Raw genomic sequence first — 21,227 nt, 5'->3', positions numbered from 1 at the left:
TTATTTCCGATTTCAGCCTGGAAAATGGAAATGAAAACTTTAAAAAACTATCTTAAGTTTCTAAAAAAGTTGCATCGCGAATAGGTCGCAGCATATTTTTCGCTTTGTAAAGGAAAGGATATGTTACTTTTTATAGGCACTGACGGATTAGGTATTGATGTGTACGATTTAAAAAATTCAAAACTTATTAGTTGGTCTCAAATTTTAGGAACTCAAAAAAGTGATTATTTTAAATCAACATACGCTATTTATCAAGATGAAAAAGATGTTATATGGATTGGCACAAACGGTTACGGATTGATTAGTTGCAAAATAGAGCGTTTAAATGATAAACTGAATCTAACTCAATTTAAGAGATATGTTGCTAATGGTCAAAATGAAAGATCATTAAGTAGTAATATTATTTTTTCAATAGTTCCTAATAATAACGACCAGCTTTGGATAGGTACGCGTTTAGGAGGATTAAATCTTTTTGACAAAAAATCAGAATCATTTGATGTCTATAAAAATATAAAAGGAAATAAAAATAGTTTGTCTAGCAATGATATTTTGTGTTTACATAAAGATGCTAAAGATCAGCTGTGGATTGGGACAAGTTTAGGTTTAAATCTATTAGAAAACTTAAAAAAGGATAAAGCAGCAATTTTTAAAAGTTTTACTGTAAAAGATGGACTTCCTAACAATACAATTCATGGCATTGTCTCTGATAAAAAATCAAATCTTTGGATTAGTACCAATTTTGGATTATCTAATCTAATTATCAACGATACTAAATTTATTAATTATACAAGAAACGAGGGCTTACAAAATAATGAATTTGCTGACGGTGCATTTTATCATGATCCAGCATCCAACTTTATTTTTATGGGAGGAATTAAAGGTTTTAATTATTTTATGGCTAATGAGATAAAAGAATCAGCGATAATACCCTCATTAATGATCACTAAAATTAGCGGTCAAAACCAAAAAGATCCTTATTACCAAAGCCTTGTTGTTTCTAATAATTTCACAAATCCTCCATCAATTGCCTTGAAACACAATCAAAACTTTTTTGATATAGAATTAGGCGCATTAACATATATAAATAATGAAAAATCTCAGTATTCCTATAAGTTAGAAAATTTTGATAAGCAGTGGAGTAACATTAATAATCGAAGAATTATTTCTTTTACAAATGTTCCTGCTGGAAAATATCAATTGTGGCTTAAATGGTCTAATGGTGACGGCGTGTGGAGTCAAGCAGTTCGAACCATTGACATTAAGATTAAGCCAGTTTTTTGGCAATCTCATATAGCATTTGTTATTTATATATTACTCTTTATCTCGTTAGCTTTTTTTATTTTAAGTTATTTTAAAAAGCAACAGTCACTAAGTCAAAACATTCTTTTTAGAAAAAAAGAAGAGGAACTACATGAAAATAGACTAAATTTTTTTACTGATATTGCACATGAATTTCAAACACCTTTAACTTTAATAGTAGGACCTATTCATAGTTTATCAAAGAAAAAAAAGCTTGGTAGAAAAAACCAAAAATTTGTTGAAATGATTCAACGCAACTCCTCTAGACTCTTATTCCTTACACAACAATTATTAGAATTTAGAAAGGCAGAGGATGGACATTTAGAATTTTCTATTACTACTTTTAATCTTGTTAATTTAGTCGAAGAAATTGCTGAATTATTTGATTCTTGGGCTTTAAATAAAAATATCGATTACAAAGTTACTATTCCTGCTAATTTGATAGGTTGGTATGATAAGGACAAAACAGAAAAAATTCTTTTTAATTTATTGTCTAATGCTTTTAAATACACGCCCATAAATGGTGAGATTCTTCTTGATTTGTCATTTCAAGAAAATAATCCTACTATTTTAAAAATTATAATAAGTAATACAGGACCTGGAATTCCAAAAGAAAAAATTGATTTAATTTTTGAACGTTTTTATTTATCTGACTATAACATAGAAACAGATAATAATATGTTTAGAACAGGTATTGGATTAGCGTATATAAAAAAATTAGTTACAGCCCTAAAAGGTGAAATCATGGTGTCTAGTGTTTTAAATAAAAGCACAACTTTCTCTGTAATTATTCCTTGTAGTAGTGAAAGTTATAAAAATGAGAAAATTAAGAGAGAACTTTTTCCAGATTCTCATAAGAATACTTTTGAATTATCTGATGATAGAAAAAGTAACTTATACAATAAAAAAGAAAAAATAAAAGAAACTATTAAATCAGTATCAATCTCAGACCATCTCAAAAATATTCTTGAAGATAAAGAGATTCTTGATAAAAATATACCTCAAAAAATTTCATCACTTGATTTAATTGTAACTAGACGCAAGTCAATTTTAATAGTTGAAGATGAAAAAGAAATTCATCAATTCTTAGCTGTTTTATTAAGTCAAAACTATACAATTACTGCCGCTTATAATGGAATAGAAGCACTAGAAAAAATAAAAACTGAACTTCCTGATCTTATTATTAGTGATGTGATGATGCCCTTAATGGACGGCGTCGAACTTTGCTCAAAAATTAAGAAAGATATTAAAACTTGCCATATTCCATTTATCTTGCTCACCGCAAAAGATACTATATTGCATCGAATCCAAGGAATTGATAATGGTGCTGATTCCTATATACCTAAACCTTTTAATCCAGATCATCTCAAAGTTCGAATTAAAAAATTGCTAGAACAAAAAGAATTATTATTACAGCAGTTTTCACAAAATTTACGCAGCGAAAATTTTGCTATAGCTCCGCTAGAAAATAAAGAAATACTTTTTGTCAAAGAAGTAATTGAAATAATTCGAAATAATATCAATAATGATAATCTACAAAGTTTATTTATTGAAAAAAAATTAGGAATCAGTAATTCTCAATTATATCGAAAAATTAAGCAGATTTTTGGAATTTCTCCAGGTGATTTAATACGTACTGTAAGGTTGAAATATGCTGCTGAACTGCTACGAAAGAACGTGTTTACAGTATCTGAAATTTGCTATCAATCTGGATTTAACAACCGTTCCTATTTTTATCGTGAGTTTAAAAAAGTTTATCAAATGACACCTAAGAATTATCAGCTAAAGTATAGTAAAAGATAGTTCACTACTTCAATATATTGATATTAAGACTTTTATAGTAAAGTGTACAACTTTGATGAAATAGTGTACAACATATTTTAACCTTGTTTTTAACTTTATATCTCAATTACAAGTTCAAATAAATATAGCTATAACTAAACCAACTTAATATTATGAAAAAAAATACTCCTATTACTAAACCATTTAAACTATCGTATCATGGCTAAACGTATAAAAAATAATTTTTTTTTGATTTTGACTTTATTCTTTGGTTGTATCATATATGGCCAATCTGTTTCAGGTACTGTTACTGACATTAATGGACCTTTACCTCAAGTCAATGTAACGATAAAAGGAATCACTGCTGGAACCATCACTGATTTGGATGGAAATTTCAATATTAATAATATAGTATCCAATACCATTTTGGTGTTTAGTTACATAGGATATATCACTCAGGAAATTCCTGTTCAAGGCAGAAGTATTATTAATGTTGTATTAACAGCAGATTCGCAACAGTTAGGAGAAGTCATTGTGGTGGGTTATACCAGTCAAAAAAAGGCTTCAATAACTGGAGCTATTAGCACTGTGGACATGTCAGATCTTTCTAAAACTAAGATTGCAGATGTCGCTCAAGCTTTGCAAGGCCAAATAGCTGGTGTGTTTGTAGCGGCTAATACTGGTGCGCCTGGTGATGGAATAAAATTGAGAATAAGAGGAGAAGGAACACTAGGAAATAACGAGGTTCTATATGTGGTTGATGGCGTACCCACGCGTGATATTTCATTTCTTAGTCAAGCTGACGTGAAATCAATGACCATACTTAAAGATGCAGCTGCTGGAGCAATTTATGGATCAAGGGCTGCTGGAGGTGTTGTTTTAATCACTACAAAAAGTGGAATACAAGGTAGAAGTAGCTTTGATGTGGATTATTATACAGGTATTTATTACGCAACAAATCTTCCTAAAATGCTAAATACAGATCAATATTTGACCGTTAAAGATCAAGCTTGGCATAATACAGCAGGAAATTCAATAACGGCGATTAGTCCTTATGCAGCGGATAGAAGTAGAACAGATTTATCAGATACTGACTGGCAAAAAGCATTATTTAACACGGGAAAATCTACCAACTTTCAAGTTTCGGCAAGTGGTGGATCAGAGAAAGTTCAATATTTAATCTCAGGTGGTTACTTTGGTCAAGATGGTATTGTTGTCCAAAAAAATGATCGATACCAACGTTTTAACTTTAGATCAAATGTAAGCGCAGCTGTTTCTGAAAATTTTAAAGTTGGAACAAATATTCAAATAAGTTACGCAAAACAAGATAAATTATCATCAAGTGGTGATGTACCAGGGGTCATTCGTCAAGCACTTATACGTAATCCAGTTATAGGTGTTTACAAAGATGTAAATGATCCAACATATTCTGCTGCTAATCCGTTTACCGATTTACCCTTTTATACGGGGCCTAATAATGGTTGGAGCAAAATATATGAATTTGGATCAAATCCAATTGCAATTGTAAATTTTACCGATGATAAAAGAAATACCTATCAAACTTTTGGAAATCTATTTGGCGAATATGCATTTTTAAAAGACAAATCTTTAAAATTTAAAAGTAATCTAGGTGTAGATATTAGATTTTCTCATAATAAAAATTTTGCTCAAAATTATGGAGATCCTAATACCACTGATACTTCAAATCCCTATTATAGTTTGGGACGAATTAATAGACCAAATGGATTGGATGAAAATAGAGGTCAAGAAATGACATTTACTTTTACTAATACTTTAAATTATATAAAAACACTCAATGATGTTCACAATGTAAATCTATTGTTAGGTATAGAAAACATCAGTAGCAAATCAGCTGCAATAGGTGGAAGCAGACAAAATTTTGATAATGTCACTGATTCCTTTAGATATCTTGATTTTGGTAGCACAGGAAATGCTTACAGTTCAGGATCTGCTAACAATTGGGCTTTACAATCTTTTTTTGGTTCGGGTACTTATGGTTATTCTAATAAATATTTTGCCACGGCAACAATAAGAGCAGATGCTTCCTCCCGTTTTGGACCAAATAATAAATGGGGTTACTTTCCTTCAGTTTCTGCTGGTTGGATACTTACTAATGAGGAATTTTTCGAAGATGTAAAATGGATATCTAATTTAAAATTAAGAGCTAGCTGGGGTCAGTCAGGAAATCAAGAAATACCAAATAATGCTTATGAAACATTAGTTTCAACATCAGGAGGCGTTGTTAACATTATCCGCTATGGAAATCCAGATTTAAAATGGGAAACAACTTCTCAAACAAATGTGGGAATAGATTTGAATATATTAAAAAATAGATTTTCAATTACTGCTGATTATTTTGAGAAGAAAACAACAGACATCTTGTTAGGGGTAACACTCCCTGCCGTTTCTGTGGGAGTTATTAATCAAACCATAGTAAATGCAGGAGCTGTTAGTAATAAAGGTTTAGAATTTGGTGTAAATTATAAAAATAACGACCGTGTTTTTAAATACGGTTTAAACGCTAATATAGCTACATTAACAAATAAAGTAGAGAAATTACAAACTTATGTAAAAAGTATAATTGATGAACGTACGCATACAAAAACAGAAGTAGGTCGACCTATTAGTTCTTATTATGGACTTGTATTTGATGGCATATATCAAAATACTGCAGAAATAAGTTCGCAATTATTTGCAAATGCTAATGGAGCTCAGCCGGGCGACATTAGATTTAAGGATTTAAATGATGATGGGCAAATTAATGCTGATGATAGAGGAATTATTGGAAATCCAATACCTAAATTGACGTATGGCTTTTCTTTTAATGGTGAATTTAAAAATTTTGATATTTTCTTTTTAGTACAAGGTGTTGAAGGAGTGGATCGTTACAATGACTTAAAGCAAATTTTGAATTATGATAGCCGTCCCTTTAATTCTACAACTGCAGTTTTAAATAGTTGGAATGGTGAAGGCAGTAGTAATACAACACCACGAGTAACTTTTAACAATAATGGTGGTGGAAATGTTTCAAGTGTATTTGTTGAAGACGCCTCATACCTCAGACTGAAAAACTTTGAAATTGGATACACTTTTGGCAAAGATGTCATCGGAATTAAAAACTTACGCATCTACGCTTCTGGTCAAAATCTTATTACTATTACAAATTATACAGGATTAGACCCTGAGTCTACATCATTAATTGACAAAGGAACGTATCCTCAGTCAAGTGCCTATCTATTTGGAATTCAAGTTAAATTATAATTTAAAAATATTTAATCATGAAAAAGATATTAAAATCTATACTTTTTGTAAGTACACTATTTTTAGTAAGCTGCCAAGATGAATTGACCACTGAACCCATTGGAGCTACTACATTAGAACAGTCAAATTCGACACCAACATTAAATTCCGTAGAGCAATCTGTTAATTCATCCTATCAATTACTTTCCAGTAGATTAAATATTTTAGCGGAATGGGATTGGAATGGAGGACTTGTATTTCAAAATGATTATGTTTTACAAGACATTGCCTCTGATGATATGGAAAAAAAATGGAATCCTGATGGCGACCAAGTCTGGATGGATGATATAAACAACTTTACATTTACATCTACTAATGGTGGACCTAATGGTCTATGGAAGTATAACTATGAAGGAATTAAAAGAACAAATATTGCCATAGGCTTTTTAACTAAACCTGATATTGAAACTATCACTGGAATAACGAAGGAAAGAAAAAACCAAGTTTTAGCAGAGGCATATTTTTTACGTTCCTATTATTATTTTTCTTTAGTAACTAATTTTGGCGGTGTGCCCTTAATTTTAGGTTCATTACAAACGTATCAAGAGGCTTTTGACGTAGCAGTGCGATCTGAAAAAGCATTAGTCTGGGAGAGTATTAAAAAGGACTTAGCTTTAGCAAAAGGAATGCTGCCCAACACGAAATATTCTTCTAATACCGAAAGATGGAGAGTTTCTAAAGGAGCTGTAATTGCTCTTCAAGCTAAAGCAGCCTTATATACTGAAAAATGGGCAGAGGTAATCACTTTAGTTAATGAATTAGAACCCTTAGGATACAGTTTGAACACAAATTATTTTGATAATTTTAATGTAAATAAAGAATATTCTGATAATGAAGTGATTTTCTCTTATAATCATGAAGCTAATTCACAACCTCGCAACGGCAATGGTATCTCTGCACCATTAGGTTGGGGATTTTTTGCTCCTAGCACAAATTTTTTAAATTCTTTTGAACCCAATGATCCTAGAAAATTATACACCGTAGATGTTCCGAATCAAAATATAAATAAAATGTTAGGAACACTTGACGGATCAAATAAGGGCAATGATGATGCTCCTACTAATAAAGTTTATATGCGATACGCAGATGCATTACTTTGGAAAGCAGAAGCACTTAATGAAACAGGTGATTATACAGGAGCCATCGCTATTATTAATCAAATAAGAAAAAGAGCTAGAACCACTATCAATGCTCAAGGGGCAGTTCCGGCTGCTGGAACTTTGCCAGATCGTGTTGCCTCCACAGATAAAGCGATCATAAAAGGATGGTTGATTTCAGAAAGAAGAGCTGAACTTGGTTTTGAAAATCAAAGGATGTTAGACTTAAAAAGATGGGGCATAGCTAAAGCTGTGATGACTGCTTTAGGCAAAAACTTTCAGGACAAACACTATTTATATCCAATTCCACAATCAGAGATTGACGCATCAGCAGGTTTGCTAGTGCAAAATCCAGGATATTAACAAAAAATAGTTTTAGTCTTAATGGTACTTATGAGAAGTAGTGAATAAACAATTGCTACTTCTCTTTTTTTATCTACCATAAATGGATCATTTTATCATCAAATTTACTTAAAACATGACAGATATTGCAAATAGATATAAAAACAACCCCATTTTATCACCAAAAGATCTCAAATCCAGTGCTGATAATATGATAATTGAATGTTTACTTAATCCTGGTGCATTTGAATTTAATGGAAAAAAATGGCTCCTCGTTCGTGTAGCCGAGAGGACGATTCAAAAACAAGGGCTGTTATCAGTTCCTATTTATAACAATTCGGGTAAAGTTAAAATTTTAGATTTTGACCTTAACGACCCTAAATTAAACGCTTCAGACTCAAGAATAATTCAGTACGATGGCGTAGATTATTTAACTACAATATCTCATTTAAGATTATTGAATAGTACAGATGGCATTCATTTTATAGACGATCCTGATTGTACATCACTTTTTGGCGAAGGGGAATATGAATCTTACGGTATTGAGGATTGTCGCGTATCTCAAATTGAGGATACTTATTATCTTACCTACACAATGGTGTCCTCAAACGGTGTTGGTGTGGGACTTAGAACCACTAAAGATTGGAAAAACTTTGAGAAAAAGGGAATGATATTTAGTCCACACAATAAGGACTGCGCCATTTTTGAAGAAAAAATTAACGATAAATTTTATGCATTACATAGACCCAGTAGTCCTGAGCTAGGAGGAAATTACATTTGGTTAGCTGAATCTTTAGATGGTGTACATTGGGGAAACCATAAATGCATTGCTAAAACTCGTGAGGGTAAATTTGATAGCAAACGTTTAGGAGCTGGAGCAGCACCTATAAAAACGGATATGGGTTGGCTGGAAATATACCACGGAGCTACTAAAGAAAACAGGTATTGCTTAGGAGCTTTATTATTAGATTTGAAAGATCCTTCCATTGTCATTGCTCGTTCAGAAGAACCTATTATGGAACCTAAAGAGATTTTTGAAAGAAATGGATTTTTTGGAGAAGTAATTTTTACTAATGGTCATATCATTGAAGGAGATGATATTCAAATGTATTATGGTGCAGCAGATCAGTTTGTGGGTTTGGCTACTTTCTCCATTTCAGAATTATTAAAAACTTTACTAAAATGATAGAAAATTTAGCAAGAACAAGTTTTAAAGATTTTTCTCGTAGTACAAAGATTTTAATATTGACTAATCTAATTTATGCCTTTGTGATGCCTGTTATTGATATATTTGTCGCTTCATACATTATGCGTAATTCAAATGATCCTTCAAAAGTAATGCTGTACCAATTAGCTATTTATACAGGAATTCCTATTACTTTTTTTATCAATGGATGGCTTCTTAATAAGATTAATATTAAAAAGTTATTTTCTCTAGGAATGCTATTAAGCGGAGTCTCAATGGTTTTTATGATGTCCCTAAAAGATCTTAATTATACTGGATTAATTTCTGCGGGATTAATAATGGGGATGTCTTTTGGATTATATTGGTCTAATAGAGATTATTTAGTATTAGCTACTACTACTGATAAAACGCGTAATTTTTATTATGGTTTGGACACTTTTTTTTACACGCTAACGGCAGTGATCGTACCAGTAATCATTGGTTGGTATTTGATGAATGGAAACACTATTTCCTCAAATGAAAGTATAAATTCAGGTTACAAAGTGGTGACAGGAATCGTATTTGTATTTACCATTATAGCTTCAATTGTATTTCATTTTGGACATTATGAAAAACCTAAAAACGAAAAGTTTTTTTATACAAAGTTTCATCCTTTATGGACTAAGATGTTGCAAATGGCATTGCTTAAAGGATTAGCACAAGGCTTTATAGTTACCGCACCGGCTATTTTAATGATGAAATTTTTCCAATCAGAAGGGGCTTTAGGCACTGCTCAATCTATTGGCGCTGTTATCGCGGCTGTAATTATGTTATTATTGGGTAAATTTTCGAAACCAAAAGACAGATTAGTCATCTTTAGTATTGGTTTATTATTTTTCTTTCTGGCATCCTTTTTTAATAGTGTAATGTTTAATCCTGTTGGAGTGATTATATTTATTTTTCTGCTGTTAATTGCAAGACCTATTTTAGACATTGCCTACTTCCCCATTCAGCTGAAAGTAATTGATTTACTCTCTGAATTAGAAAACAGAAATGAGTTTTCTTATATTCTTAATCATGAATTTGGTTTATATATAGGTCGTTTTATTGGAGCAGGAACATTTTTAGGAATTGCCTATTTTGGAAATACAGATGATGCATTGAGATATGCATTATTAATAATAGGAATTCTTCAATTATTGTCAATTCCTATAGCAAAGCAATTATTAAAACAACAATTCAAATTAGAAAATCAAGATGCGTAAAACAATTCAATTATCACTGCTATTTTTATGTTGTATTCTCAGCTCTTGCAGTGTAACTTATTCAGAAACAGCTACTAAAAATCCTATTAAGCAGGAAACATTAGCGCGTATTACTGCAATGCCTAATAAACCGCAACCTTTCAAAATACTAGATTTTAAGCAATTAGCTAAAGATTATGATGCTAAGGTTTATGATATTAATCAAACTGGTAAATACTGGCCTTTGATATGGAAAGATGATTCTCGAAAAAACTTTGATCAAGAGACTTTTGGAATATATACTGCAATGGGAGATGTAAGGCAAGGAATTGAAAATCACAAGGGTATTTTTCATGAATCATTAGCAAGTATTGGATCTGTAATGGGAGCTAGTTTAGTTGGCATCGATAAGACTAAACAAAATGGTAAAAATTATGTTGCCATGCTAAAAAATTATTTTAATAAAGATACTAAATGGGATATTATTATGAACAACACCTCGCCTGAAGTAGCGCTATTAGGTGGTGGTTATGCAAGAGATTGGTGGTATGATGTTTATCCCAACTTGATGTTTTATGCAGTTGCTGATTTTTATCCTGATGAAAAAGATTATACATCAATTCAGCGCTCCATTGCCGATAAATTCTATAAGGCTGACTCCACGTTAGCGGGAAATTATAAGTATTCCTTTTTTGATTACTCTATGATGGAGCCAAAAGAAAGTTGGATTTGTAAGCAAGAAGACGCGGCTGCCGGTCATTCTTATGTACTATATGCCGCTTATAAAAAGTTTAAAGATCCTAAATATTTGAAGGGAACTAAATCATCATTAGAATCATTATTAAATCAAAAAGAAAATCGCTATTATGAAATTCTAATGCCTTTTGGTGCTTATGTAGCGGCTCGATTAAACGCAGAAGAAGGAACTAATTATGATTATTCAAAAATATTAGAATGGACTTTTAATGGTACATCAGCCTGTAGAGAAGGATGGGGAATGTTACTAGATAACTGGAATGGATATGATGTTTCTGGACTTATGGGAAGCACGGTAGATCATGGTGGTTTTGCATTTTTAATGAATACTTATGACTCGATGTGGCCCTTAGTTCCGATGGTGCGCTATGATCAAAGATATGCTAACATCATAGGAAAATGGATGCTAAATGCTAGTAATGCGATAAAATTTTTCTATCCTTATGAAATAGCCGATGAACATCAAACGATCCCTGAACAAAAAGAATATACTAAAGGAGTTATTGCTTATGAAGGTTTAATTAAAAAATCACACCTTAAAAAATATGAGCATTTAAAAGCACCAATTGCAATAGGTGATGGTCCAAATTGGATCAAAGATAATCCCGATGTATCACAATTTAGCGTTTATGGAAGTGGTCACGTAGGAATTGCAGGTGCAATAATAGAAAAGACTAATGTACCAGAAATTTTAAAACTGGATTGCCTCGCTACTGATTTTTATCGTGATGATGCATATCCTACCTATCTTTTATACAACCCTAATAATGAACCAAAAACGGTTACGTATCAAACAAGAAATAGAAATAAAATAGATTTATATGATGCTATAGAAAATAAAATTATTTTAAAAAATGTTGTAAATGCTGGTAAATTACTAATTCAAAAAGAATCATCTAAATTAATAGTAGAAATCCCAGCTGGCTCTAAAATCATTTTTAAAAACGGGAAATATTATGTAAATAAAACTGTAATCTCTTATAAATAAATTGACTTTTTGAATAAAAGCGACGTTTAAAAAATTCAATTGCACTAGCGTAAAATTGAAATGGATGAATAATATAAAGTTATTCATCCATTTTTTTGTAAAAAATAGAGATCTATTTTATTCTTATAATTAGTCAAAGTGCAATTAGACATTAATGGAAACTTTTTTTTAATTTAAAAAAAGCAGAATTAAAAATCATTACAAATTAAATACTCTTTTAACTCAATTTATTTTTGATATGAGTATTGAGCTCCAATAAAAAGAGCTCTACTTTTTTCAATTTATAAAAGTTAAAGAACTTTAATTGAATCATTTAGCTATCGACACAATTATTTTAAATTTTAAAATTATCCTGTAAAATGTATCAATATTAAAACAAGGTCAAAATTCCAGAATCGTCTGTTATTTGAGTTGCCAATAAATCTACAGAATAGGGGAAAGCAAAGTCTTCAATAGGTGCTAAATTTAACCATCTGACTTCATCATGTGGATGTAGAATTATAGGCATCCTTTTTTTAATGTTATGAATTTCTGCCATTAATGGGTTGGCTATTGTAGTTAACATGGTATAGGTGTTTCTTAGCTTGCCGCTGTTGGGGTCATGCCAATGAGAGTATAAACCAGCAAAAGCAAATAATTCCTCATTGTTGATTTCAATTTTGTATTTTATTTTATTTTTACCTTTACTGTCTAGCCATTGCCACTCATAAAAACCATTGGCGATTATCAAACATCTTTGATTAATATTATCTTTAAATGACCGCTTTTTATCTACAGTTTCAATTCTAGCATTGAGTGTCATAGCTTTAATTTTGTCGTTATTTGACCATTGAGGGATTAATCCCCAGTTATAATATTCTATAACTTTTGGATTTTCGTTTGTTATCACAAGTGTTTCAGGAAATTGAAAACCGTTTATATGCTCATGCTTTTCAAAAGTAGCTTTATCCTTGATTTTTGCATTAAAACGCTTTTCTATTTGTAAGGCTAGTTTAGTTTGTATTGTATGGTAACACATAAGTATATATTTATAATAAGAATTTCTATTGTTGCGTAATGCATTAAAAGTGGGATGTAAAATTGATATTTGACGTAATGAATTTGATACCATTATTATATTTAATGAAGATACTAAATAATAGGTTTTATAAATACAATACTTACTACTTAAATAAACATCGTAATAAATAGTATTTAAATGTAACAAATAATTAATTATACTTTTGTGAAAATAAGTGTATTAATATTTGTACTCATATATCAAACTTCTTTAATAAAGTTTATTTTTGTTTAAAATGAATTTAACATGAAACAGCAATTCGTCATTATCTTTTTAGTACTATTTATCTTTACTGGAGTAAGGGCTCAAGGTCTTTTACAATCTAAAGAAAATGTATTTACTAGACAAGATTCCTTGCGAGGAAGTATTACTAAAGAAAGAGAGTGGTGGGATTTAAAAAAATATCATCTGAATGTAAAATTAAATCCTTCGGATAGTACCATTACAGGTTTTAATGTGATCAGCTATAAAGTGTTACAGCAATATAATGTAATGCAAATAGATTTACAACAACCGCTAGAAATATATAAGGTTACGCAAGATGGTAAAGAACTTAAATATAAAAGGGAAGAGAATGCGTTTTTTATTGAATTAAGTGCTGCTCAAATTATTGGCGCAATGAAAGAACTCACCGTTTTTTATGGAGGAAAACCAAAAGTAGCAATAAATCCACCTTGGGATGGCGGAATTACATGGAAAAAAGACAGCAACGGTATGTCTTTTATAGCCTCATCGTGTCAAGGATTAGGAGCAAGTGTTTGGTGGCCTAATAAAGACCACATGTACGATGAAGTAGAAAGTATGACTATTAGCATAAATGCACCAAAGGATCTAGTTGCCGTGTCAAACGGTCGGTTACAAAGTGTCGAAAAATTAAAAGATGGAACTAAAACTTATAATTGGTATGTATCTAATCCTATAAACAATTACGGAGTTAATGTAAATATTGGAGATTATGTATCATTTACTGAAAAGTTCCAAGGTGAAAATGGCGCTCTTGATTGCAGTTATTATGTGTTAAGAGAAAACTTGGCTAAGGCCAAAAAACAATTTCAGGACGCACCTAAAATGCTTAAAGCCTTTGAACATTGGTTTGGACCTTATCCTTTTTATAAAGATGGCTACAAATTAGTTGAAGTCCCTTATTTAGGTATGGAGCATCAAAGCTCGGTTACTTATGGCAATGATTTTAAAAATGGATATTTGGGTCGCGATGTAAGTGACACAGGATGGGGATTAAAATTTGATTTTATAATTATTCATGAATCAGGACATGAATGGTTTGCCAATAATATTACCTATAAAGATATTGCTGATATGTGGATCCATGAGAGTTTTACCAGTTATTCTGAAAGTTTATTTGTTGAATATTATTACGGAAAAGATGCTGCTTACCAATATGTAAGAGGGGTACGAAAAAATATCAATAATGACAAACCCATTATAGGACAATACAATGTAAATAGCGAAGGTTCAGTTGATATGTATTACAAAGGAGCAAATATGCTTCATACATTACGCCAAATCGTGAATAATGATGAAAAATGGAGACAAATTTTAAGAGGTTTAAACAGTACTTTTTATCACCAAACTGTCACTACTAAACAAATTGAGGATTATATAAGTAAGGAGGCAGAGACTAACTTAAACTCGTTTTTCAATCAATATTTGAGAGATAATCGTGTTCCAGTTTTAGAATATTTTTTCAATAAAGGAGCAGTAAATTTTAGATGGAGTAATTGTTTTGAAGATTTTAATTTGCCAATAAAAGTTCAATTAAATGGCGAAGAAGTACTTTTAAATCCTGATACAAATTGGACGTCACTAAAAGTTGCGTCTACCAAGTCCCAATTAATAGTAGATCCTAATTATTATGTTGCTAGTTTTAATATCATACAATGATAGCATGCAACAAATAATATAAATTTCATTTATTAAAATAACATCAATTTATAGCTACAAAATATCAGGTATAATTTCTATTAAAATCCAAATCTTATAAAATATTAAAAATGAGTAAAGCAACTCAAATTAATCAGGTCCTTCATTCTTATTTTGAAGAAAACAAAGCGGTGCAATTAGTACTTGCCAAAGATATGATGCCCTATTTTATCTTGGCAGGTGTTTTTGAAAAAGACACAAAAAATGGATTACCTATTATCAATGTTTTAAAGAGATTAGATTTTAAAAATCAGTTAGTAGTAATACCTTTTGCTATAGCCGAAAGAAAAACTGCCTCTACCAAATGGTATTTTCAGCGTGTAAAATTTAAAATAGAACCTAAAAAAACTTTGAAAAAAGAGAATAACTGTAAAAGGTAAAAAATAATTTTACGTAAATTAAGTCAGTCAGAATCTATTGAAAAAATTGTTATAAAGCCAAATTGTATTTATTTGTGATATTTATAAATCACTATTAAAAAACATTGTTTCAATGTGATGGTTGATAATCTAACACGGTTTTATTAAATGAAACTTATTCTTTACCACGCCAATTAGATTAAGTAATTTGTGCACAATAAATCTATTTGTCATTATTTATTTCTTAAAGAATATATAAAACAATAAGCAAATTAAGTTTATAACATTGTTAATGATCTCGCGTTTAGCAATAATTCAAGCCTTTGCGCATAATCTGTGAATAATATAAATTTTGTTAAAAAATCTATAACTTCATAGATACTGTTATTGCATAAATTTACAAAACAGATATCAAACAAATCTTTAACAATTAATTTTTACACTTGTAGAAACAAAAATAAAGAAAAAATTGGTTGCTGTTATTACTTGGTTTTTGCGACAATATTTGCTAAGTAAAAATTGAACCGATGCTTGATGTAACGAAGGTCACGGGTAGTCAGGTTGTTGAAGTAGCTGTAACGGCGTATGTCCTTTCCACCCGTTCGGGCATGCAATTAAAGCCTACGTCTCCATTGTTTAAGGGGAATCAGTAACACAACAATAAGCCAAGCATCGGTCAATTTTTTCTAAGATAAAGTAATCTTTTTTTATCTTATTTTTAAAGTAATTATCCCTTCTAAGCTATCTATACTTTTACTTTGATACTAACATTTATCTTAATCCTATCACCACTTATAAATCAATAATCTGGACTAGTGATTTTAATTATCTCATCGATATTCAATAAAATCATCGGTTGTCAGTTTATATGATAACTAAATATTTCATTAATAGGATTTGATAATTTTATATTCAAATTAGCAATCAAGATTTTTAAATCAATCCAATTATTTCATAAACCTAAGGATATATATAATTGATTAGTGAAGTCTTTTAAGCACTATTTTTTTAAAATACCTTTACTTTGAAAGTCTATATTTTTATTGATTATTAATCAATAACCCTTGTTGTAACATAATACCGAAAACCAATGATAGCCATTTGCCATTTTTTGGCTTTTGCCAAGTCTAATCGCTGTTTTGTAAAACTAGGTAATAGGAGTTTGTTGATTTGGGCTAGGATTTTAAACATATTTTTTTTCAAAGGTATAAAAAAAGACGGTCTTTTGTCGAGACTGTCCTTAGTAGCATATTATTGTTTTTTCTTAGTGGTGACTTTTAGCATTTTTTCATTTGTAGCTGATCTAGTAATATCGATACTATCAATTAAATCAGGACTAATATTATCTAATTCTGTTTTCGATGATTTCGTACCATCAATATAAATTTCAGTGTCTTCTGGAATCGTATTAGAAGCGATTCTTCCTTTTTTTACAATTACAATTTTTTTACTTGTTTTGCTTTTTTGCTTATTATTTAAATTTGTTGGATCTGCTTTTTCTAAATTTAAAGAACTATTTACACCTTTAATTATTTGTTCATTATCTGTAGAATTCAAATTAGTTGCCTTGTTTATTTTCTCATTTGTAATCGTCGTATAAGTAAAAGATGGCGCCGGACGTTGCGGCAGATTGTCATTCTTTCTTATATTCTGACCGACTGTTTTTAGCGTAATTTCTATGGCACCATTTTTAGCCTCTTTGCCATATTTATCAATAGCATTTTTACCTTTTAAAACAGAAACCGTTGCAATTGTATCAGGATTTATATCATCCAGTTTAAGCTCAGGATCTGCTTTTTTGCCGTTTATGATTATTACTGGTTTTGACTGACTTTCACTAATTTTCGCGTTTTATTTATTTGCGCTTTTAAATTTTTTAGTTATAATTCTAATTCCTTGTTTTGTTGAACTTTTGATGACATCTATAGATTGGATGTCTTTAGAATCTATATTATTCATTTTTTTCTCACTAGTTTTAATACCATCAATATAAATTTCGTTTTCTAAAATTACGGGAGCATCTGGTACAACTAATCCTTGCTGTGTTGAATTATTGATTTGTTTTGATGATGAAAATTCAATTCCCAAAAGACCTTTTTCAGTTTTAGAAACTACAATTGCGATTGGTTCAATTACTGTACTTTGTTGTATTTCCAAAATTTTGGAAATATCTTTTCCTTTTTTAAAGTTAATTTTATACGCAATAATTTCATTCGTTGAATTCCTTTTAACTTTTGAAATCTTTCCATCGATTCCGTAATTGGTTTTTAGCTGACTTAGATTTTCTAACAATTCTTTGTCAGATGTGTCTTTGTTAATTATAAAACTATCTACAATTTCTTCTTTTTGGTTCGCAGCTTTTTGGGTTTCAACTTTTGCCTCCTGAGCAACTACTTCAATTTGAAACAGTACTACAAAGGCAATTAATGCAGGAATTAAAACTGCATATTTCCAAGAATTTCTTTTTTTTGATTGATTTTTGTTTAACATGACGATTCGTTTTTTGATTAATGATTGATAAAAGTGATTGGTGATGGCAACGCAGTTTTCTTGTGTTGTTATTTTTAAAAGTGTTATTTGGTATGATTTTTTGTCTTCTATTTTTGTTGTAGCTTGATGATCGGCAATAAACTCTAGATTTTGCAAAATGGCTTTTTTATAAAACCAAACGATTGGGTTGAACCAAAAAAGAATACAAAATACTCGAGAGATCAGTACATCAACAGAATGATTTTGATCACAATGGATTTTTTCGTGCGCTAAAATATTGGTCAGTTCTTGTTGATTGTACAAACTAGAATTGTAAACAATGGTGCCGAAGTAAGAAAATGGAGCAATGTTTTCAGTAGTGTCAATCAATTTATAATTAGCCTGAGTGCGTATCGATGTCCCTTTCAAAATAGAGTTTAAGCTATAGAAATCGAATACAAACTTTGCTAAAAATAAAAAAGCACCAAGACAATAAGTGAGCAAGAGAATTAAATACCAATTAATTTCGAACTCTAGATTTTGAGACGAAGTAGCTATAGGAATTTTTGACCAATTACTAGTATTTGTGCTTGCTTCCACAACTACTGTTTTACTAAAAACAACTAGAGGCAACAATAAAGCAGTAAATAAGCCCAATTGTAAAAACCAACGATTACTATTAAAAAAAGTTTCTTGGCGCAATAAAAAATAGTATCCAAAATAAAACAAGGCAATAAGTCCGCTTGATTTGATAAGGTATATAAATAATGCTTCCATAATTGAACTTGCTTTTAGTAAAAATTGTTTTAAGTGAGCATTATTTTATTCTTTTTTATTTTCGATCATAGCTAATATTTCTCGGAGTTCAGCGGCTGAAATTTTTTCTTCTTTTGCAAAATGCGAAACCATATTTTTATAGGAACTATTAAAATAGTTATCGATTGCAGTATTCATAAAGCGCTTTCTGTAGTCTTCAATACTAATAATTGGGTAGTACTGATGCGTGTTTCCAAAGGCATGGTGGGCAACGAAACCCTTTTCTTCTAGATTACGCACAATAGTTGAAAGCGTATTATAATGCGGTTGATCCTCGGTTATTTCAGCCATGATTTCTTTTACAAAAGCTTTTTTAAGCGTCCATAATATGTGCATGATCTCCTCTTCTTTGTTGGTTAATTTTTGCATAGCTATATATTTTGTTATCCTTGATATAGACGAAGAACAAACATACAACTATATTTATAGTTTACAAACTACTTTTATAGTTATTTAACTAAAATAGTCGTTTGTTTGAATTTTCTGTAAAGAAATGCTATTTTAGTATGCAGTTAGGATTAGTTTTTAGTTATTAAAAAAAATTACCCTCGCTATTGCATTAACAGTTTAAAATGCTGGAAGAAATATTGTTGTTAATTCTACCTTCATGCTAAAAACTCACCATAAATTAAATTAACTTTTTTTTAACTATTAAGGAACGGCAATTTTGTTTTTGTGTAGTATTTTTATCCTACCTACTAGTATTAATCAACATAAAAATTTATTGCCTTTAAAATATTAGCAATTGACCATCAACTTAATACGGATGTATATTTACATTCAGGATATCAGTTACCGTCTTGCCATTATTTAGAAGTTTGCAATTCATTAAAAGATGCCTATCACACACTATTTGAATACAAACCCCAAAATTCTTTTGATTTAGTCGTAGTAAATTGGCAGATGCAGTCTTTCGCAGAAAAAAACATTTGCAATGGTGCAGTGCTAGCCAAACAAATAAGGGCTAAGTTGCCCAACACTAAAATAATAATAATGGCGAGGTTCTGGCAAGCGTATCAGCTTAGAGATACAATCAATAGTTGCAAGCCTGATGGAATTTTTGAAAAATGCGACTTGTGTTTTCAAAACATTCCAATTTTTGTCTCGCAAGTCTTGAAAGGTGAAATCATAAGGACACCCACAATACTTGACTATTTGCAAATCATCCATCGCAACGATATAAATTTTGATGAATATGATAGGCAAATTCTATTTTACTTAAGCATCGGTTACCAAACAAAAGATTTAAAACCATTGGTGTATTTGAGTGTAAGCGCCATCAAAAAACGCAAACAAAAAATGAAAGAACATTTTGATATGGGTGGCTGCAGTGATATTGAGTTGATTTCAATTGCAAAAGAAAGTAAGGTGATTTGAAGCACGCAGTTGCATATTATTTTCAAATAAAAGTATTAAAGTACAATAGTGGCTAATGTTTTCTAACCAATTATAAAATTAAACTATTTTTTTTCCATTAAATTTCTCATTAATAAAATTATACAGTAAAAAACCAATTTGTCGGTAAAGGTAAAAAACGGTACTTTTAGTACCACCTACATTTATTTAAAGTTTATAAATTTGACTTGTAAACCTGATTGGTTTAGCTGTTAAAAAAGCATAAATAGGGTCGTAGAAATTAGTTGCAAATAATTTTAAAAACTACCTCAAGGATATTCTTGCAATATTTTAACAGCAGGGCGAAGAAATAACATAACAAGCTATTCCAACTTTCGTCCTTATAGCAACTGTTGTTGAAAATGGGAGAAGCACCGTATATTATGAAAAATTTATTTTTAGGATTACTGATGTTAATAGGAGCTGCAAGTTTTGCAAACACTGAAGACCCAATTAAAAAACTTCCAATTGCGCCAGCGCCTGTTGAATTAGTTCAAAAAAGTGACAAAATAGTTATTAAACAAAAAGTTGCAGATGATGCAATTTATTGTTCGATTAAAGTTAATGGCAACGAAGCTTCTTGTTGGTTATGCGATTGTAATGAACTCGCTAAAACGCTTAAATAAAAGCCAATAGGTATAATTTGTTGTCATGGTAATGTGAATGTTTATCATTGCCTTTAGATTTTTGAACATCTCTAAAAAGAACCTGTTTTAGATTTTAATATGTGATAAAACAACTAAAATCAATGGTTTGGGATTTTATACTGTTTTCAAACAATAGCTTTTTTAGAGATGTTCTTTATAAAAATACGGAATAACAAATACAATTTTAACTAAGTATTAAATATGAAAAAATTAATAATAGGACTTATATTAATAAGCAATATCGCATTAAGCCAAAATAAAGATAAATCGGTGGATATCAAAGTTATTTATGAACACAGTTTTTTTAAAGGGATTTTTAAAAATGAAGTTGAATTATATATCAAAGACAATATTTCGCAATTTTCTTATAATATAGATAAACAAGTAAAAGATAATGGTAATGGCAAATTTACCATGGCCGCTCTCAAATATATTAATAATTATTGAGGTGTACACTTATTTACTTAATATAATGTCTTGATATAAAACATTTTGTGTGTTCATCATTCTGTTTATAAGCAGGTCAAAAATGTTATCCTTGTAAAT

General features: G+C 30.4%; 17 protein-coding genes. 12 read left to right on the top strand and 5 right to left on the bottom strand.

Translation table 11 applies throughout. The features are described 5' to 3' along the window. The first annotated feature begins 120 nt into the window (after positions 1 to 120). The 6 genes from RCH18_RS15000 to RCH18_RS14975 all read left to right on the top strand — a co-directional run bounded on the left by RCH18_RS15000 (position 121) and on the right by RCH18_RS14975 (position 11,994). The gene (locus RCH18_RS15000) at positions 121 to 3,102 is read left to right on the top strand and encodes a response regulator (protein ID WP_326937585.1); all 2,982 of its coding nucleotides are present in this window, start codon (positions 121 to 123) and stop codon (positions 3,100 to 3,102) included. Between the two features lie 198 nt (positions 3,103 to 3,300). Then, positions 3,301 to 6,363, top strand: coding sequence for a SusC/RagA family TonB-linked outer membrane protein (locus tag RCH18_RS14995; RefSeq protein ID WP_326937584.1), 3,063 nt, complete (start codon positions 3,301 to 3,303; stop codon positions 6,361 to 6,363). 17 nt (positions 6,364 to 6,380) lie between these two features. After that, positions 6,381 to 7,862 carry a RagB/SusD family nutrient uptake outer membrane protein gene (locus tag RCH18_RS14990; RefSeq protein ID WP_326937583.1) on the top strand — a complete coding sequence of 494 codons (1,482 nt, stop codon included), beginning with the start codon at positions 6,381 to 6,383 and terminating at the stop codon, positions 7,860 to 7,862. 115 nt (positions 7,863 to 7,977) lie between these two features. Next, positions 7,978 to 9,027 (top strand): glycoside hydrolase family 130 protein, encoded by a 1,050-nt coding sequence (locus RCH18_RS14985; protein WP_326937582.1) that lies wholly within the window; start codon positions 7,978 to 7,980, stop codon positions 9,025 to 9,027. After that, positions 9,024 to 10,271, top strand: coding sequence for an MFS transporter (locus RCH18_RS14980; protein WP_326937581.1), 1,248 nt, complete (start codon positions 9,024 to 9,026; stop codon positions 10,269 to 10,271). Before RCH18_RS14985 ends, RCH18_RS14980 begins: the two co-directional genes overlap by 4 nt. Continuing rightward, on the top strand, positions 10,264 to 11,994 hold the full coding sequence (locus RCH18_RS14975) for a hypothetical protein (RefSeq protein WP_326937580.1): 1,731 nt from the start codon (positions 10,264 to 10,266) through the stop codon (positions 11,992 to 11,994). Before RCH18_RS14980 ends, RCH18_RS14975 begins: the two co-directional genes overlap by 8 nt. Positions 11,995 to 12,364: 370 nt before the next feature. Here RCH18_RS14975 and RCH18_RS14970 read toward each other — a convergent pair whose 3' ends face one another. Next, entirely contained in the window at positions 12,365 to 13,012 is a 648-nt protein-coding gene (locus tag RCH18_RS14970) for an SOS response-associated peptidase (RefSeq protein ID WP_326937579.1), read from the bottom strand. A 288-nt stretch (positions 13,013 to 13,300) separates the two neighbouring features. On the opposite strand from RCH18_RS14970, the gene RCH18_RS14965 reads away from it, so the two are divergent. Both RCH18_RS14965 and RCH18_RS14960 read left to right on the top strand, forming a co-directional pair. Then, entirely contained in the window at positions 13,301 to 14,956 is a 1,656-nt protein-coding gene (locus tag RCH18_RS14965) for a M1 family metallopeptidase (RefSeq protein ID WP_326937578.1), read from the top strand. 110 nt (positions 14,957 to 15,066) lie between these two features. Beyond that, positions 15,067 to 15,375, top strand: coding sequence for a hypothetical protein (locus RCH18_RS14960; RefSeq protein WP_326937577.1), 309 nt, complete (start codon positions 15,067 to 15,069; stop codon positions 15,373 to 15,375). A gap of 1,029 nt (positions 15,376 to 16,404) precedes the next feature. Here the strand turns inward: RCH18_RS14960 and RCH18_RS14955 are convergent. Both RCH18_RS14955 and RCH18_RS14950 read right to left on the bottom strand, forming a co-directional pair. Next, positions 16,405 to 16,545, bottom strand: coding sequence for an SsrA-binding protein (locus RCH18_RS14955; RefSeq protein WP_326937576.1), 141 nt, complete (start codon positions 16,543 to 16,545; stop codon positions 16,405 to 16,407). Between the two features lie 60 nt (positions 16,546 to 16,605). After that, positions 16,606 to 16,911: a hypothetical protein gene (locus tag RCH18_RS14950; protein WP_326937575.1), complete on the bottom strand. Its 306-nt coding sequence runs from the start codon at positions 16,909 to 16,911 to the stop codon at positions 16,606 to 16,608. Positions 16,912 to 17,032: 121 nt separating this feature from the next. Here RCH18_RS14950 and RCH18_RS14945 point away from each other — a divergent pair, with 121 nt between their 5' ends. Continuing rightward, positions 17,033 to 17,185: a hypothetical protein gene (locus RCH18_RS14945; RefSeq protein ID WP_326937574.1), complete on the top strand. Its 153-nt coding sequence runs from the start codon at positions 17,033 to 17,035 to the stop codon at positions 17,183 to 17,185. Positions 17,186 to 17,205: 20 nt separating this feature from the next. Here the strand turns inward: RCH18_RS14945 and RCH18_RS14940 are convergent, their stop codons facing one another. Together RCH18_RS14940 and RCH18_RS14935 are read right to left on the bottom strand one after the other, a co-directional pair. Beyond that, positions 17,206 to 18,600: a M56 family metallopeptidase gene (locus tag RCH18_RS14940; RefSeq protein WP_326937573.1), complete on the bottom strand. Its 1,395-nt coding sequence runs from the start codon at positions 18,598 to 18,600 to the stop codon at positions 17,206 to 17,208. A gap of 45 nt (positions 18,601 to 18,645) precedes the next feature. Then, a complete protein-coding gene (locus RCH18_RS14935) occupies positions 18,646 to 19,008 on the bottom strand; it encodes a BlaI/MecI/CopY family transcriptional regulator (protein WP_326937572.1) in 363 nt (120 codons plus the stop codon). Positions 19,009 to 19,632: 624 nt separating this feature from the next. Between RCH18_RS14935 and RCH18_RS14930 the strand changes: the two genes are divergently transcribed. From RCH18_RS14930 to RCH18_RS14920, 3 genes are all read left to right on the top strand, one after another. Then, on the top strand, positions 19,633 to 20,016 hold the full coding sequence (locus tag RCH18_RS14930) for a hypothetical protein (protein WP_326937571.1): 384 nt from the start codon (positions 19,633 to 19,635) through the stop codon (positions 20,014 to 20,016). A 401-nt stretch (positions 20,017 to 20,417) separates the two neighbouring features. After that, the gene (locus RCH18_RS14925; RefSeq protein WP_326937570.1) at positions 20,418 to 20,660 is read left to right on the top strand and encodes a hypothetical protein; all 243 of its coding nucleotides are present in this window, start codon (positions 20,418 to 20,420) and stop codon (positions 20,658 to 20,660) included. A gap of 222 nt (positions 20,661 to 20,882) precedes the next feature. Continuing rightward, the gene (locus RCH18_RS14920; protein WP_326937569.1) at positions 20,883 to 21,128 is read left to right on the top strand and encodes a hypothetical protein; all 246 of its coding nucleotides are present in this window, start codon (positions 20,883 to 20,885) and stop codon (positions 21,126 to 21,128) included. Positions 21,129 to 21,227: the final 99 nt, after the last annotated feature.

This window comes from Flavobacterium sp. PL11 (assembly GCF_035985025.1).
In the GTDB taxonomy this organism is placed as follows: domain Bacteria; phylum Bacteroidota; class Bacteroidia; order Flavobacteriales; family Flavobacteriaceae; genus Flavobacterium.
Note: the sequence above shows the minus strand (reverse complement) of the source record. Positions and strands in the feature narration are given on the sequence as shown.